The organism is Rhizobium sp. LARHSG275, from assembly GCF_052871115.1.
Genome location: NZ_JBIXJN010000018.1, coordinates 61,313 through 76,824, shown reverse-complemented (window position 1 = coordinate 76,824; position 15,512 = coordinate 61,313). Strand labels below are relative to the sequence as shown.

Below are 15,512 nucleotides of genomic sequence, written 5' to 3'. Positions count from 1 at the left end.
AGAGCAAGGCAGTTTTGTGTCAAAACATAGTCACAGGGATCACGAAAAAGTGGCGCGTTCTTTGTTTTGCAGCCGGCTGGCACCAGACATATTAGTGTCGTGAAAATTAGTGATACTGCACTGCTACCTGTTAGCAGCCGACTCCGAGACTTGGTTCCTCTTCCCACCCCGAGAACCCTGAGAGGTCCGTTCCCACGGGCCTCTTTGCTTTCTTTCCAAGCGTTTTTCCAGAACAGTGAGATCGCCTGATCCGAATTGACGTTGGACCGCTGAACGGCATATCTCGATTCCAAACCAGACCACACGTCCCACGAGCAATGTCATCTTCTTGTCTTGGCAAGTATATCAATCGATTGACTTACTTTTCGACTAATGTTACAAATTGCCATGACCCGAGAAGCTAACAGCCAGCCACCGGCCTCCGCCCGCGCCCAGATCGCGCGCCAGAAGATGCTGGACGCTGCCCTCGACGTCTTCGGCCGCTATGGCTTCGATGGCGCCTCGACGCGCCAGCTCGCGGATGCCGCCGGCGTCAACCTGCAGGCGATCCCCTATTATTTCGGCAGCAAAGAAGGTCTCTACATCGCCACGGCCGAATATCTGATGATGCGGATCAATACGCATGTCGGTGACATGAGGGCGCGCGTCGGTGCGCATCTGCTGGCGCTCGACGCTGCGGGCAAACCGCTTGGGGAAGCGGAGGCCCGCCATTTCTTGATCGAGATTTTGCAGACCATGGTGACGCTGTTCGTCGGCGGGGAATCCGAATCCTGGGCGCGTTTCCTGATCCGCGAGCAGATGGAGCCGACCGAAGCCTTCACACGGGTCTATCAGGGCCTCATGCGGCCGATGATCGAGGTGGGCCGGCGGCTGATCGGAGCCATCCTTCACGAGGATCCGGCCTCGGAACATGTGCGCCTTCGCACCTTCACCCTTCTCGGCAGCATTCTCGTCTTCCGTGTCGCCCACGCGGCCGTGCTCGCCCAGATGGAGTGGGACGGAGTCGGCCCGGAACAGGTGGAAACGGTGCGCGGCCTTGCCGCAGAGTTGGTCGATTGCATCGGCTCGCCGAAAGGAAGTGCAGCATGAAACGCATCCTTCCCCTCGCCATCCTTCTTCTCGTCGCGGCAGGTGCCGCCGGCTGGTGGCACGGCCTGCCTCAAAAGCTCGGCTGGTTGCCTGAGCCCAGCCGCGAGTTCGTCCTTTACGGCAATATCGATATCCGCCAGGTCTCGCTCGGCTTCCGCGTCAGTGGCCGCCTCTCCGAACTCCTTGCCGACGAAGGTGACGTCATCAAGAGCGGAACGGTCATGGCGAAGCTCGACGCAACCCCCTATGACTTCGCGGTCCGCTCCGGCGAGGCCAATGTCGCAGCCCTTCGGGCGACGCTCGACAAGCTGAAAGCCGGTCCGCGGCCGACCGAGATCGCCCAGGCACGCGCCGCCTATGACGAAAGTATCGCCGATCTCCGCAATGCCAACCTCGCCTATGACCGCGCCCGCCAGTTGCGACCGCAGGGCACGATTTCCGAGGCGAGCCTTGATCAGGCAACCGCTGCAAGGGCCATGGCCGCCGCACGCTCCGATTCCGCCAACGAGGCGCTGAAACTGCTGCTGGAAGGCTCCCGTGTCGAGGATATTGCCGCTGCCGACGCCCAATTGAAGGCGGCACAGGCAACACTCGCTTCCGCCCGCACTTCGCTAGATGACACCGAACTGCGCGCGCCGAACGACGGCGTCGTGCTCTCCCGCGTCCGGGAAAATGGCGCGATTGTTTCCCCCGCCGACACCGTCTTCGTGTTGTCGCTGACAGAACCCGTCTGGGTTCGCACCTATGTCGCCGAACCCGATCTCGGCCGCATCCATCCCGGCATGAAGGTTTCGGTCACCTCCGATACGGCGTCCAACAAACCCTATGAAGGTACGATCGGCTTCATCTCGCCGGTTGCCGAATTCACGCCGAAATCGGTGGAGACGCCGGAGCTCAGGACCGACCTCGTCTATCGCCTGCGGATTGTCATCGATAAGCCCGGCCCGGATCTGCGCCAGGGCATGCCAGTCACCATGCGTTTTCCAACGCCGACGGCGGACGGGCGATGACCGCCGCCGAGACCGGCCGGGGCGACAAGCCGCTTGTCCGGATCGACGGCGTCACCAAGCGCTTCGGCGATGCGCCGGCCGCCCTTGACGCCGTCTCCGGCGTCATCGGTGGCGGCGCGATCACCGGTCTCGTCGGCCCTGACGGCGCCGGCAAGACGACGCTGATCCGCCTGATGACCGGCCTGATGCTGCCCGACACGGGAGCTATGGAGGTTCTCGGCTTCGATACCCGGAAGAATGCCGCCGGCATCCAGGCGGCGATCGGCTACATGCCGCAGCGCTTCGGTCTCTATGAGGACCTTTCGGTACAGGAAAACCTCGACCTTTACGCCGATCTGCGTGGCCTGCCGAAGAGCGAACGTGCGAGCGCCTTCGACGAACTGCTCACCTTTACCGATCTCAAGCGTTTCACCGGCAGGCTCGCTGGAAAGCTTTCCGGCGGCATGAAGCAAAAGCTCGGTCTTGCCTGCGCGCTTCTGAAGAAGCCGCGCCTGCTGCTGCTCGACGAGCCGGGCGTCGGCGTCGATCCAATCTCGCGCCGCGACCTCTGGAAGATGGTTGAGAACCTGACGAAGGAAGGCATCGGCGTCCTTTGGTCGACCGCCTATCTCGACGAGGCCGAAGCCTGCGATCATGTGCTGCTCTTGAACCAGGGCAAGCTGCTCTTTTCGGGGAAACCGGCTGACATGACCGGCCGCGTCAGCGACCGGGTTTTCCGCGTCTCGGGCTTGACAGGGCGCCGCCGGCAGGTGCTCGCCGGACTTCTGCAGGCTGATGGCGTCATCGATGGCGTGATCCAGGGCGAGGCGATCCGCCTCGTCGCCGCCAAGGACAGGAAACCGGATATAGGCTCGGCCGGCGATGGCGCGACACTCACCCCTGCCCCGCCGCGCTTCGAAGATGCCTTTATCGACATGCTGGGTGGTGGTCCTGGCGGCCGCTCGAGATTGGCCGAGGCGCAAGAGCCGACGAAAGGCGAGGATGACCGGCCGGTGATCGAGGCCAAGGCGCTGACCAAGCGCTTCGGCGATTTCACCGCTGCCGACAATATCAGCTTCGATATCCGCCGCGGCGAGATCTTCGGCCTGCTCGGCCCAAACGGCGCCGGCAAATCCACCACCTTCAAGATGCTCTGCGGCTTGCTGAAGCCGACAAGCGGCGAAGGCCGCGTCGCCGGTTTCGACCTTCGCCGCGATGCCGCCGAGGCCCGCAACCAGCTCGGCTACATGGCGCAGAAATTCTCGCTCTATGGCGATCTGACTGTCATGCAAAATCTCGAATTCTTCTCTGGCGTCTATGGCCTTCGCGGGCCGCACAGGCGCGAACGCATCGAGCTGATGGCCAGCATCTTCGATTTCGGCCGCCATGCCAGCCAGCCGGCGAAAGATCTACCGCTCGGCCTGAAGCAGCGCCTGGCGCTTGCCTGCGCTGTCATGCACGAGCCGCGCGCCCTGTTCCTTGACGAACCGACCTCCGGCGTCGATCCGATCACCCGGCGAGAATTCTGGACGCATATCAATGCGCTGGTCGAAAAGGGCGTGACCGTGCTCGTCACTACCCATTTCATGGACGAGGCGGAATATTGCGACCGCATCTCGCTGATTTATCGCGGACGTTCGATCGCGCTCGGTTCGCCCGATGAATTGAAAGCCCGGGTTGCAACCAAGGAGCAGCCGGACCCGACGATGGAGGACGCCTTCATCGCCCTGGTGCAGCAATCCGAGAAGGAGGATGCCGCATGAGCACCTCCTCCGGCCGGATGCGGCGTCTCTTGGCCCTCGTGCGCAAGGAAAGCTTTCAGGCGATTCGCGATCCGAGCAGCATCCTCATCGCCTTTGTGCTGCCGCTGATCCTGCTCTTTCTCTTCGGCTACGGCGTCTCGCTCGATACCACCCGCACCCGCATCGGCCTCGTGACCGAGGAGATGACGCCGCTGACACAGGATCTGTCGGCGAGTTTCCAAGCCTCGCGCTATTTCGAGGTCGCCGTCAGCCGCGACCGGCGCCTGTTCAAGGACGATCTTGTGCTCGGCAAGGTACGCGGCATTGTCGTCATTCCCGCCGATTTCACCACACGCTACACCGCCGGCAACCGTCCCAATATTCAGGTGATTGTCGACGGCTCGGATCCGAACACGGCGAATTTCGTACAGAATTATGCGCAGGGCACCATTGCCAACTGGGAGCGGCAGAGGCAAGCGGACGTCGCCTCCCATAGTCCTGCCATCTCGGTCGAGCAGCGCTTCTGGTTCAACCCTGAACTGACCAGCCGCAATTTCCTAGTGCCCGGCTCCATAGCCATCGTCATGACGCTGGTCGGCACGCTTCTGACCTCGCTTGTCGTCGCCCGCGAATGGGAGCGGGGCACGATGGAGGCGATGATGGCAACGCCGGTAACAGCGGTCGAGCTGCTCGCAGGCAAGATCCTGCCTTATTTTCTGCTCGGCCTCACCTCGATGACGCTCTGCGTGCTGCTTGCGGTCTTTCTCTTCGGCGTGCCGTTCCGCGGCTCCGTCGCTGCCCTCTATGCCCTGTCGGCCGCCTTCCTGATCCCGGCGCTCGGCCAGGGCCTGTTGATCTCTACGGCAACGAAGAATCAGTTCCTCGCCTCGCAGTTGGCGCTGATCTCGGCCTTTCTGCCGGCATTCCTGCTGTCGGGCTTTCTCTTCGAGATCAATTCCATGCCGACCGTGATCCAGTGGGTCACCTTCATCGTGCCGGCGCGTTACCTGATCCCCAGCCTGCAGACGGTGTTCCTCGCCGGCGATATCTGGCCGATGTTCCTGCAGGCGATCGGCGTGATGCTGACGATCGGCGTCATCATGTTCGTGCTTGCGGCGCGCAGCACCAGAAAGAGGATCGGCTGAGATGGGTTGGACAAGGCTTTACGCCCTGATCGTCAAGGAGCTGCTCGCCGTCCTGCGTGATCCGAAGGGCCGCGCCATCCTGATCGGCCCGCCGATCGTCCAGCTTCTCGTCTTCTCCTATGCCGCGACGCTCGAAGTGCGCAATGTCGATGTGATGATCCTCAACCGCGACAGCGGTCACTGGGGCCAGGAACTGATCGAGCGCATCGACGGCTCGCCGACTTTCAGGAAGATCGAGATTGCAGAAAGTCAGGCGGAGGTCCGGGTGGCGATCGACAATCAGACGGCCATTGCCGCCGTTGAGATCGGCCCAGACTTTTCCCGCAATATCGAGGCCGGGACGCCAGCCGACCTGCAAATGGTGCTTGATGGCCGTCGCTCCAACGCCTCGCAGATCGTCGCGGGCTATCTCTCGCAAATCGGCGCCGCCCTTGCCGCCGAGACACCGGCCGGCAAACGTGCCGGCGCCGACATCGTCTCGACACTGCCGCGCAACTGGTTCAACCCGAACCTCACCTATCAATGGTTCATGGTGCCGAACCTGATCGCCAGCATCGCGCTCCTCATCGGCCTGATCGTCACGGCGCTGTCGATTGCTCGCGAGCGCGAGCTCGGCACCTTCGACCAGCTGATGGTCTCGCCGCTGCGTATGCACGAGATTCTGATCGGCAAGCTGATTCCACCGATGATGATCGGCCTCTTCCACATCACCGTCTATATCCTGGCCGCCGTCTTCCTTTTCGAGGTGCCGCTGCGCGGCTCGCTCTTCCTGCTTTACGGCAGCGCGATCTTCTATCTCGGTTCGGTCGCCGGCCTCGGCCTCTTCATCTCGGCGCTGTCGATGACGCAGCAGCAGGCGATCCTCGGCGCCTTCCTTTTCATGGTCCCGGCTATGCTGCTCTCCGGCTTTGCGACGCCGATCGAGAACATGCCGGGATGGTTGCAGCCGGTGACCCTGATCAATCCGCTGCGCTATTTCCTGGTCGTCGTCAAAGGCGTCTTCCTCAAGGATATTCCTTTGAGCGAGGTGGTGAACCAGACGATCCCACTGGCGCTGATCGCCACTGTTACGCTCAGTGCCGCCGCCTGGCTTTTCCGCCGGCGGCTGGAATAACGCATTCCGACCCGGACTTTAGCGGCCTCACATAATGTGAACCGGCCGTCCAAAGCGTGACACTCTCCTGCCGGAACCTCGGATTGGCGCGGTCGTTACCCCAGTGCAATCCCCAGAAAAGGAGAAGCAAAATGTACAAGATTCTCGTTGTTTCCAGCGCCCTTGCGCTGTCGTCATTTGCAACCAATGCGCTCGCTGATGGAGCCGTGACCGGTGCAGCCGGCGGCGCCATCACCGGCGCAATCGTCGGCGGCCCTGTGGGTGCTGCCATTGGCGGTGTGGCCGGCGGTGTCGCCGGTGCCGTTGTCGATCCGCCGCCGCGCGAGGTCGTCACTTATGTCCAGCAGCAGCCAGCCCCGACCGCCTCCGTGGTGGTCCAGGAACCGATCGTCGTCGGCAAGCCGCTTCCGGCAGACGTCGTAGTGACGCCGGTACCTGACAATCCGAAATATGCCTATACGGTCATCAACAATCAACGCGTGATTGTCGAACCCCGCACCCACCGTGTGGTGCAGGTCATCGAATAATCAGGCAACCGAAGCCGCCCGTTGTGGTTCGGCAACTTCTGGCTCCGCTTCGGCGGAGCCTTTTTTCGTGCGCTCGCGCCACCTGCCGATCAGCGAGAACAGGACGACAGCGTACTCTGGCAACTCGAACCCCCGCGGCAGCGCCTCTATCGGAATTTGGTCGCCGTAAAGCTTGCCCTGCCTGAGCGATAGAATATGCACGGTGGAAAGCATGAGCCGATCCTCCATCGATTGACGGGATCAGCATCGCCGAAACGTCCGCTTTGGGTCCTTAAGAGACCGATTAAGGGCTACTAAAACTTCCAAGAGCTTTCAGCGCGGTCGCATTCCGGCCCGCGCCAGTCCTTCCAGAACCGGAACAAAGCGCCGCGGGTCCCTGGCCGGTTGACCGGCTTGAATTTTCTCAAGGGTCGCGCCGGGTGCGATCGCCTCAAGCGCATGCAGGTACTGCCGCGCCTCGGCCATGTTGCCGAGATGCGCATGTGCTGCGATCAGCATCCAGTAGGTCGGGTCGAAATGGGCATTGAGCGCCAGCGAGCGAGCGCCGAAAGAGACCGCCGCCTCGTAATTGCCGCGGAAGATCTCGGCCATCGCGATGCCCGTCAGCGAAAAACGCGCGTCCGGATCTCGCGGCCCCAGCCTCAAGGCGCGGTGCAGACGCTCGAGCGCGTCATCGATACCGCCGCAGTGCAGGGCCGCGATGCCGGAGCATGCCGCGACGCGAAGATCATTGGGATTGGCGGCAGCGGCAGCCTCCAGCACGGCCATGCCGCCTTCGTAATCCTTGCCCGTCTGCAGCAGCGCCATACCGCAATGGACCATCACCCGGGGATCGCCGGCCGAATGCTGGAGGCCGCGGCGTGCAAGCCTGAGGCATTCCGCCTTGTCGTCTTCTCCGAGCGGCGGCCAGCCCATGGTCGTGCGATGTTCGAGCGCCCAAGCGGCAAGCGACAGGATCAACGCATTTTCCGGCTCGATGGCCAGGGCCTCGCGCAGCAGCGCATAGGCAACGGCATTGCTTTCGATCGACTCGTCGGTGATGGCAGCAAGCGCACGCAGATAAAGATCGTAGACCGCCGGGCTGTTCGGCCGGTCTCGCCGCGATCTCCGGATTTCGGCGATCTCGATCGCCGGCTCGACGATCGTGGCGACGCGCTCGGTGATACGATCCTGGAAGGCGAAGATGTGGCTGATGCCGTCTTCGAAATGATCGGCCCAGAGATTGGCCGCCGAAAGGCCGTCGACCAGTTGCACGTTGATGCGCACCTGCGCGCCCTCTCGTCGGATACTGCCTTCGAGCACGTAGCGCACGCCGAATTCCCTGGCCACCTCTCGCACATCGACGCTGCGTCCCTTGTAGACGAAGGCGGAGTTCTGCGAGACGACCGAAAAGGAACGGAAGCGCGAAAGTGCGGTGATGATCTCCGCCACCACGCCGTCGGCGAAATAATCCTGGTCGGCGTCACCGCCGAGATTGACGAAGGGAAGAACGGCAACCGACGGCGCCTGCGGCGCCACGGGCGCCATCCCGGCATTGTCCTGGCGCGGCAGGCGATAACCAACCCTGGGAACGGTGACGATCCACTCCGTGCCGTCCGGGTTTGCGCCGAGAAGCTTCCTGAGCGTGGCAATCTGGACCGTCAGGTTGCCTTCTTCTACGGCAAGTCCCGGCCAGGCCCGCTCCATCAGATCCGCCTTGGTGACGACGCGGCCCTCAGCCTCCAGCAGCAAGCCGAGCAGCGCTACGGGCCGTGGTCCCGCCGCAACGGACTTTCCGTCCCGCCACAGGCTTCCTGTCACGGGATCGTAAAGGAACGGACCAAACGAAAGCCTTGAGCTGCTCATTGCCAGAGCATAGCGCGAAAATATTGCGGACTGAAAGCCGATGGTGCGCCGATGCGCTGGATAAGCCACCGTCGGATGAACGGCAGCTTATCCAGCGGACAGGGTCAAACCTTCAACTCGCGTCGCTCGCGCTCGGTCACCATCGCAAGGTCGAGCACCTTCTGCAGGTTGGCGGCGTGGCGGAAGTTCGGGTCCGGCTGGATGCCGCTTGCCACGGCCTCGGCAAAACGCTCGTAGTTGGTCGCCACCGGTTCAACCTCGATCTTCGTCCAGGTCGCGGTTTCGACATCCTCGCCGAGGCAACCATGCAGCTCGGAACCGCTGGGACGATGGATGACCTCAAGGCTGCCCCTCTCGCCATAAATGCGCAACTTCAACTCGTTCAGATGCCCTGTCGCCCAGCGGCTGGCATGGATGACGCCGAGCGCGCCGTTGGCGAAATCGACAGACATGGTGAAGCTGTCATTGGCATCGAGCAGATATTCGCCGATCTGGCCGCCCGGCGCCTTGTTGAAGGTCTTCAGCCGCGCAAAGACGTGATCGATGTCGGTCGCCGCGCCATAGGCGGCGAAATCGAGAATATGGATGCCGACGTCGCCGAGCACGCCGTTCGAACCATGGCCGGTGGAAAGCCGCCACAGCCAGGTCGATTCCGTGCGCCAGTCGCCCCAGGCGCGCGACACCAGCCAGCTCTGGAGATAGGAGGCTTCCACATGTCTGATCGTGCCGAGCTCGCCAGCAAGCACCATCTCACGGGCGCGCTGCAGCGGCGCGACGTTGCGATAGGTGAGGTTGACCATGTTGATGACGCCGGCCTTTTCGGCGGCCTCCGTCATCTCCAGCGCCTTTGCATAGTTCTCCGCCAGCGGCTTTTCGCAGAAAACGTGTTTGCCCGCAGCAATCAGCGCCATCGTCGTCGGGTGATGGATGCGGTCGGGCGTGACATTTGTCGCCGCATCGAATTCACCCCAGGCGATCGCCTCCTCCAGCGAAAGAAACCGCTTTTCGATGTTGAATTTGTCGGCGAAGGCCGAAAGCCGTTCGGAATCGGTGTCGACGGCGCCGACCACCGTCACGCCGTCGATGAGGGGGAAGCGGGCGAGCTGGTTTTTCGCCATCACCCCCGTGCCAAGAACGAGTAGTCGCATGGATGCTCCTCAGCGGTAACCGGCTTCGCCGGCCTGGTGCAGTCTCGGGCCGCGTTCGACGATCGGCTCCAGTGCTTTTTCTACCGGCACATTTGGAGCGTCGGTGATACCAGTCAACGCCCCCTCAGGGCTATAGGCCCACTTCACGCCGTTGATCAGCACCTTCTGCACATTGACGTCGTGATAGGTCGGATAGGTCTCGTGGCCTGGGCGGAAATAGAAGACGTTGCCGGCGCCACGACGCCAGGTCAGGCCCGAGCGGAACACTTCCCCGCCCTGGAACCAGGAGATGAACACCGTTTCAAGCGGTTCCGGCACCGAGAACTGCTCGCCGTACATTTCCTCGTTCTCGAGTTCGAAATGCTCGCCGATGCCGGCGGCGATCGGATGACGCTGGTTGATCGTCCACAGACGCTCGCGCTCGCCAGCCTCGCGCCATTTCAGCGCGCAGGGCGTGCCCATCAGCCGCTTGAAGATCTTGGAGAAATGGCCGGAATGCAGCACGAGCAGGCCCATGCCTTCCCAGACGCGCTTGGCAACCCGCTCGACGACGACGTCGGCGACCGCGCCGTGATCCTTGTGGCCCCACCAGGTCAAGACGTCGGTATCGGCAAGGCGGGCTTCGCTGAGGCCGTGCTCCGGCTCCTGCAGCGTCGCTGTCGTCGCCGAGATACTCGGATCGGTGTTCAGTGCGTTGGCGATCGTCGTGTGCATGCCCTCAGGATAAATACTCCGGACGACGGCATTGGTATTCTCGTGGATATTCTCTCCCCAGACGACGGTGCGAATGGCCATGATGTGCTCCTGTAGAACCTGGAAGTATCGATAGGCGGGAAGTCAGGATTCAAAGCGCTTTGGAAAACGGCGCCGACTGCGCCTCGTCTCCTCCACGTCCAAGGAACACATAGACCTTTGTCAGTATTTTGACAAAGGGGAAAATTTATCAGCTAGAGGCGGAGAATCCGCCTACCAATATCATAGCAATATCAATGCGAAACGGATTTCGAGAACAGATTGACGACGATAACGCCCGATATGATCAGCCCAAGCCCGACGATTGCCGGAAGGTCGAGGCGCTGCTTGAAGAACACCAGACCGACCGAGGAAATCAGCACGATTCCCAAAGCGCTCCAAATCGCATAGGCGATACCGACGGGGATGCTCTTCAGGGTCAACGATAGGCAATAGAAGGCAGCCGCATAACAGGCGAGGACGAGTGCCGTCGGCCCGATGCGGGTGAACTGCTGCGACAGTTGCAGCGCGGTCGTGCCGATGACTTCGAGCACGATGGCTGCAAACAGCAGCCCGTAGACGGCGGCCTGGCTCATGGCGAATTCCTTTTCGAATTACTTGCCGGTCAGTTCGACAAGGCGATCGATGAGATCCCGCCTCAGAACGCCGCTGATATCATGGCTTTCCAACGTATCTGCGAACCAAAGTCCGTCGGCGGCGAAACGCACGACTTGTGCGTCGAGGGAGGAGTCGGTGCCGATATATTCCTCCGCCCGCGCCTGCACCCATTGGCGCCACCGAAGACGCAGCCGGGGTTCGGCAAGAAGCGCGATCGTCACCTGCGTCCAACTCCGGGAATCGTCGGGACGATCCTTGAGACCGGATACCGCCCTGAGATAGGCGCGGGTGAAGCGGCCCTGCGGCAGCGGATCGCCGCGCATCAATTCCTCTATATCGGCGTCGAACTTTTCGAGCAGGCTTTCAAACAGGGCATCGAGCAGCGCATTCTTCGTCGGAAAGTGATGCAGCAGCCCGCCCTTGCTGACGCTGGACGCAGCGGAAACCGCATCGAGCGTGACGGCGGCCATGCCTTCGCTGGCAGCAAGGCGCGCGGCGACATCCAGCAACTGCTGGCGCACGAGGGCGGGCTGCTTCTTGCGATGATGAGCGTTCGACATGCAAATTAAAAGATACCGTCCGGACGGTTTTGTCAAGCAGAATCGGCGACTACCCTGCTGCTTCGGCATTATGCGCGAAATGCCGCGGCACCTTGATGACAGTTGCGATCATTTTCCGCCCGGTGCATGAAGAGGCCGGGGTTGGTCCAGACAGTGGGGATGGTTTCGTGACGGAGAAGGTCACCACCTTATATCAGGCGATCGGCGGCGATCCGGTCGTGCGGGCGCTGACGCACCGCTTCTACGAGCTGATGGACACGCTGCCGGAGGCGAGCAACGTGCGCGCCGTGCATCCGCCGAGCCTTACGGGCAGTGAAGTGAAATTCTACGAATATATGAGCGGTTATCTCGGCGGCCCGCCGCTCTATACCGATAAGCGCGGCCATCCGCGTCTGCGCAGCCGCCATTTCGTCGCCGAGATCGGCCCTATCGAGCGTGACGAATGGCTGCTCTGCTTTCGCCGCGCCCTGGACGAGACGATATCGAGCCAGGCGTTGCGCGATCTTATCTGGGCGCCGGTGGAACGTCTCGCCTATCACATGCAGAACAAGGAATAGCCGATGCGCCTCAATGACCGTTTCGTGCCGCTGTTTTACTTGTTGTCGGGCCTGTTCGGCTTTGCCGGCGTGGCGCTTGCGGCAGCGGCTGCGCATGGCGGTGGCGATGCCCACCTGCTCGCCTCGGCCTCGGCAATGTGCCTGGCGCATGCGCCTGCCTTGCTGGCATTGGCGCTCGCCGCCGACAGAATCAATACCGCCTGGCTGGCCGGTTTGCTGATTGGCATCGGCACGCTGCTCTTTTCAGGCGATCTCGTTTCGCTGCGTTTTGCCGGTTCCGGCCTATTCCCGATGGCCGCCCCGACCGGCGGTTTCGCTATGATGTTCGGCTGGCTGGCCGTTGCCGCCGGAGCGGTTTTTCGCGTCCGGGCCTAGGATTGTCGGTTCGGCATAGCGCTCTGCCGATATTGCTCAGGGGCTTAATGAAGGTTCACAGAGTAGATATACCATCGTAGATACCATCCCGAGGAATGGCTGGAGCCCGCGGCTTGCTCCCTCTTCTCCCCTCGGGGAGAAGGTGGCCCGAAGGGTCGGATGCAAGGGGGCCGCACGGCACGCCATCCATTATTGCCCTTCGCTTACTCTCAGTGCATTCGCGGCTTAGCCGCTCACCCTCTCATCGCCTCGCTATCGCTCCGGCACTTCTCCCCGCTGGGGAGAAGAGACCTGTGGCAGCGCCTCAGGCTCCTTTCTCCGCCGGAGTTGAGAGAGAGCAAAAAATCAAGATTTTAGCGAAGAGCCAAGTCGCTCTTAATCAACCGCAATTATATCCCGTCGACCACGTTGAAGCCTTCGAAAACAGGCGGTCCCTTGTAGATCGCCTTGTGATCGCCGGCACTGCGGTGCGCTGCGCGAAAACTCTCGGACTTCGTCCAGTTCTGAAAATCCGCTTCGCTTTTCCAGACCGTGTGCGAAGAATAGAGCGTATAGCCTTCCTCTTCGTTGACCTTACCGCGCAGCAGGCGGAATTCGACGAAACCGGGCACCTCGGGCAGGCTGGAATCACGATTGCGCCAGACCGTCTCGAAATCGCCTTCGCTCCCGGTTGCAACCTTGAAGCGGTTCATTGCGATATACATGAAATCTCCTAAAGCATGTCGCGCAAAAGTGTATAGCGGTTTTACGACAACGACATGCGTAAAAACAAAGACCTAAAGCGCGATAAGCAAATCTGAAGGATTGCGACGCGCTTTAGACCTTCCTTTGGCCCGCTCTTGCCACACGCGAGGGAAAGGCGAGAACATTATCACCGCTTGCCGCCGCCGGGCCAAGCGGTCTTGTTGCCGCCTCTCCGGGCATGCGCGCTTCCCAGGTCGGGAACAGCGTCACGTTCTGGTAGATCTGCTGGCGTTCGGCATGCTGCTGGAAAAGTTCGTAGAGTTCGGGCACGAGGCCCTCGCCTGTCTGCGCGGCAAGTTTGTGCAGGCCGATCATGGTGAAGCCGTCGGGGCGCTGGTCGTTCATCGGGAATTGTCTCGTTCGTTCATCGTATGCAACGCACGCTCCAGGCTGGACTTGCTGCCGTTTCGAAGTGGGATGAAGGCCTTGCCGAACTTCTTGCAGCCGGTCTTCACGCGCAGGCAGGCATCGTGGCTGATACAGTCGATCGGGCAGAACACGCAGTCGACCGAGGGAAGGACGGTATCGATGCGGGAAACCGCTTCACGCAGCCCGCCGTCGTGATGAATGAGCTCGGCACCGAAATTGCTGCAGATCTGGCGAAGATGCGCCACCTGGCAGTCGCGGCCGCCGACATAGAGGAAACTGCGGCCATCCAGTTTGGATCGCCCGGAGGACGCCTGACCGGCGTCTTCGCCCGCGCCGTCGCGAACCTCCCGGTTCGAACCCTTCTTGCCCTTGCGAGCCATATGCCACCCGTTCGCTCGTTGATCGTCACACGATTTCCTGCGTGTGCGAGCGGACCTTATTAAACTTGATTTTTAGAGTAAAGTATAAAGTTGATGATTTTTATCATATTTATTGGACCGTAATTGGCAAGGAGGTAAAGCTCCTTCCACCTCCACCGGGTGTAGGCCCAAACGGTGCTGCGCGGCGGACAGCATCGATGGCGAGCTGATCGATTTCGGGAACACCAGATCCACTTACCACGCGAACCGACGTCAGGCCGCCGCTGCCATTCACCGAAAAAGTGACGACCACAGTGCCCTCGACACCACGAGGTGTTCTGATCGCACGGCGAATACGGCTGCGGACCTTGCCGTCGTAATTGGCATTGGCCGCGGTTCCGACCCCATCATTGTTGCCAACGGCACGCGAATTGCGATCCGATTGAGCCGACGGATCACCCTCGGCCATACCCTGCTTCGCGTCCTGCTGCGCCTCCCCCTGCGAACCGGCGACCTTTTTCGGCGGGCGCTTCTTCTCGACCGGTTTTGGCTTTTCCTGCGTCACCACCTTTGGTTTCGGCATTGGCGTCACGATCTCTTGCGGCACCTCGGGTTCTGGCTGAACCTCCACTGTTTCAACCGGCTTTACCTTCCGAGGCATCTCTGCCGTGACAGGCTGCACTTCGGATGGTTGAACTTCCGGAGGAACCTCATCGGCTGGCTTCTGCTCTTCCGGGGTGACGGTCGACATCGGCTGCGCGACTGCCGTTTCAGCCGGCACCTCGGAAACCAGAATCTCTGGCTCCACTGCGGTCACGGATTCCGGCGATACGCGCGTCACCTCCTGAGCCGGAGCCGGCCGAACCGGATCCTGCGTCTCTACAGGCGACACCTCGGACGGCTGCAAGGTTTCGGGTTGAGGTTCGGCCATTTCCGTAGGCTGGATCGTGTCAGGCTGAACAGCTTCTGGAATAATTTCTTCCTGCACTGTCACTTCGGTCTCGCCGGCGGCAGCCTGATCAATGTCCGAATTGCCATACATGACGACGCTCACCGCATCGCCTGCTTCCTCGATCGCCTCCTCCTGCGCCTTGGGGAAGGCAATGATCAATACAGCGGCCAGCGTCGCGTGGAAAATCAGCGAACCAACGCAGGCAAGCGCCACCCGTCGCCGTACCGGCTTCTTCTCGCCCTCCTGCTTTTCCACCGCCACATCCATCGGCGGCGCAGGAACGGAGGCTATCGGCTCGGCTTCCGGATGATCGGGAAAGGAGGGTATCTGCGCGAAACGCGCATAGTAGACCACGGCCTCGCCGGCCGGCTGCCGCTGCACGTTGCGCAGGTCGGAAAGCTCATGGCCGGGATGCATGTTATTGTCGTTCAGACCGCCGTCAGCGTCCGGCTCCCCGATGAGCACCTGTCTCGATCTGGTCTTCGCTGAAATTGCCATTTGTATGCCTCGGACAGCCTGAAACATGTCGGCCGGGGTTCATCCCCGGCGTATCCTCAAAGCGATTCCAGGAAAGGTGTGAAGCGGCTTTCCGTCCGGAATTGCGTAAAAAAACGAATGGAGCGGTTCAGCGCTTCCGTGAAAAGCTG

General features: G+C 61.4%; 18 protein-coding genes. 8 read left to right on the top strand and 10 right to left on the bottom strand.

Annotated elements, in window-relative coordinates; genetic code table 11:
* Nucleotides 1–387: 387 nt before the first annotated feature.
* From ACIPSK_RS23460 to ACIPSK_RS23435, 6 genes are all read left to right on the top strand, one after another.
* Nucleotides 388–1,089, top strand: coding sequence for a CerR family C-terminal domain-containing protein (locus ACIPSK_RS23460; protein WP_162117994.1), 702 nt, complete (start codon nucleotides 388–390; stop codon nucleotides 1,087–1,089).
* Nucleotides 1,086–2,099, top strand: coding sequence for a secretion protein HlyD (gene hlyD / locus ACIPSK_RS23455; RefSeq protein WP_162117993.1), 1,014 nt, complete (start codon nucleotides 1,086–1,088; stop codon nucleotides 2,097–2,099). The genes ACIPSK_RS23460 and hlyD overlap by 4 nt, the downstream gene beginning before the upstream one ends.
* The gene (locus tag ACIPSK_RS23450; RefSeq protein ID WP_162117992.1) at nucleotides 2,096–3,841 is read left to right on the top strand and encodes an ATP-binding cassette domain-containing protein; all 1,746 of its coding nucleotides are present in this window, start codon (nucleotides 2,096–2,098) and stop codon (nucleotides 3,839–3,841) included. Before hlyD ends, ACIPSK_RS23450 begins: the two co-directional genes overlap by 4 nt.
* Entirely contained in the window at nucleotides 3,838–4,965 is a 1,128-nt protein-coding gene (locus ACIPSK_RS23445; RefSeq protein ID WP_162117991.1) for an ABC transporter permease, read from the top strand. The genes ACIPSK_RS23450 and ACIPSK_RS23445 overlap by 4 nt, the downstream gene beginning before the upstream one ends.
* Nucleotide 4,966: 1 nt before the next feature.
* A complete protein-coding gene (locus tag ACIPSK_RS23440) occupies nucleotides 4,967–6,079 on the top strand; it encodes an ABC transporter permease (protein ID WP_162117990.1) in 1,113 nt (370 codons plus the stop codon).
* Nucleotides 6,080–6,210: 131 nt separating this feature from the next.
* Nucleotides 6,211–6,606 carry a DUF1236 domain-containing protein gene (locus ACIPSK_RS23435; protein ID WP_162117989.1) on the top strand — a complete coding sequence of 132 codons (396 nt, stop codon included), beginning with the start codon at nucleotides 6,211–6,213 and terminating at the stop codon, nucleotides 6,604–6,606.
* On the opposite strand, the gene ACIPSK_RS23430 is transcribed toward ACIPSK_RS23435, so the two are convergent.
* The 6 genes from ACIPSK_RS23430 to ACIPSK_RS23405 form a co-directional block, all read right to left on the bottom strand.
* On the bottom strand, nucleotides 6,607–6,819 hold the full coding sequence (locus ACIPSK_RS23430) for a hypothetical protein (protein ID WP_017965772.1): 213 nt from the start codon (nucleotides 6,817–6,819) through the stop codon (nucleotides 6,607–6,609).
* Between the two features lie 99 nt (nucleotides 6,820–6,918).
* Entirely contained in the window at nucleotides 6,919–8,451 is a 1,533-nt protein-coding gene (locus tag ACIPSK_RS23425; protein WP_162117988.1) for a winged helix-turn-helix domain-containing tetratricopeptide repeat protein, read from the bottom strand.
* A 104-nt stretch (nucleotides 8,452–8,555) separates the two neighbouring features.
* Nucleotides 8,556–9,599, bottom strand: coding sequence for a Gfo/Idh/MocA family protein (locus ACIPSK_RS23420; protein WP_017965774.1), 1,044 nt, complete (start codon nucleotides 9,597–9,599; stop codon nucleotides 8,556–8,558).
* A 9-nt stretch (nucleotides 9,600–9,608) separates the two neighbouring features.
* Complete coding sequence (locus ACIPSK_RS23415) at nucleotides 9,609–10,394, bottom strand: ThuA domain-containing protein (RefSeq protein WP_017965775.1); 786 nt, start codon at nucleotides 10,392–10,394, stop codon at nucleotides 9,609–9,611.
* Between the two features lie 191 nt (nucleotides 10,395–10,585).
* Nucleotides 10,586–10,927 carry a DMT family transporter gene (locus ACIPSK_RS23410; RefSeq protein ID WP_017965776.1) on the bottom strand — a complete coding sequence of 114 codons (342 nt, stop codon included), beginning with the start codon at nucleotides 10,925–10,927 and terminating at the stop codon, nucleotides 10,586–10,588.
* A gap of 18 nt (nucleotides 10,928–10,945) precedes the next feature.
* Nucleotides 10,946–11,509: a TetR/AcrR family transcriptional regulator gene (locus ACIPSK_RS23405; protein ID WP_017965777.1), complete on the bottom strand. Its 564-nt coding sequence runs from the start codon at nucleotides 11,507–11,509 to the stop codon at nucleotides 10,946–10,948.
* A gap of 167 nt (nucleotides 11,510–11,676) precedes the next feature.
* Between ACIPSK_RS23405 and ACIPSK_RS23400 the strand changes: the two genes are divergently transcribed.
* Complete coding sequence (locus tag ACIPSK_RS23400) at nucleotides 11,677–12,066, top strand: group II truncated hemoglobin (RefSeq protein WP_162118043.1); 390 nt, start codon at nucleotides 11,677–11,679, stop codon at nucleotides 12,064–12,066.
* Nucleotides 12,067–12,069: 3 nt separating this feature from the next.
* On the top strand, nucleotides 12,070–12,441 hold the full coding sequence (locus tag ACIPSK_RS23395; protein ID WP_017965779.1) for a DUF423 domain-containing protein: 372 nt from the start codon (nucleotides 12,070–12,072) through the stop codon (nucleotides 12,439–12,441).
* Nucleotides 12,442–12,830: 389 nt separating this feature from the next.
* Here the strand turns inward: ACIPSK_RS23395 and ACIPSK_RS23390 are convergent, their stop codons facing one another.
* The 4 genes from ACIPSK_RS23390 to ACIPSK_RS23375 all read right to left on the bottom strand — a co-directional run bounded on the left by ACIPSK_RS23390 (nucleotide 12,831) and on the right by ACIPSK_RS23375 (nucleotide 15,363).
* Nucleotides 12,831–13,145, bottom strand: a complete 315-nt coding sequence (locus ACIPSK_RS23390) for an antibiotic biosynthesis monooxygenase family protein (protein WP_162117987.1) — start codon at nucleotides 13,143–13,145, stop codon at nucleotides 12,831–12,833.
* Between the two features lie 112 nt (nucleotides 13,146–13,257).
* Nucleotides 13,258–13,530, bottom strand: coding sequence for a hypothetical protein (locus tag ACIPSK_RS23385; protein ID WP_162117986.1), 273 nt, complete (start codon nucleotides 13,528–13,530; stop codon nucleotides 13,258–13,260).
* Nucleotides 13,527–13,934 carry a DUF2325 domain-containing protein gene (locus tag ACIPSK_RS23380; RefSeq protein WP_162117985.1) on the bottom strand — a complete coding sequence of 136 codons (408 nt, stop codon included), beginning with the start codon at nucleotides 13,932–13,934 and terminating at the stop codon, nucleotides 13,527–13,529. Before ACIPSK_RS23380 ends, ACIPSK_RS23385 begins: the two co-directional genes overlap by 4 nt.
* A 109-nt stretch (nucleotides 13,935–14,043) precedes the next feature.
* Complete coding sequence (locus ACIPSK_RS23375) at nucleotides 14,044–15,363, bottom strand: energy transducer TonB family protein (protein ID WP_162117984.1); 1,320 nt, start codon at nucleotides 15,361–15,363, stop codon at nucleotides 14,044–14,046.
* Between the last annotated feature and the right edge of the window lie 149 nt (nucleotides 15,364–15,512).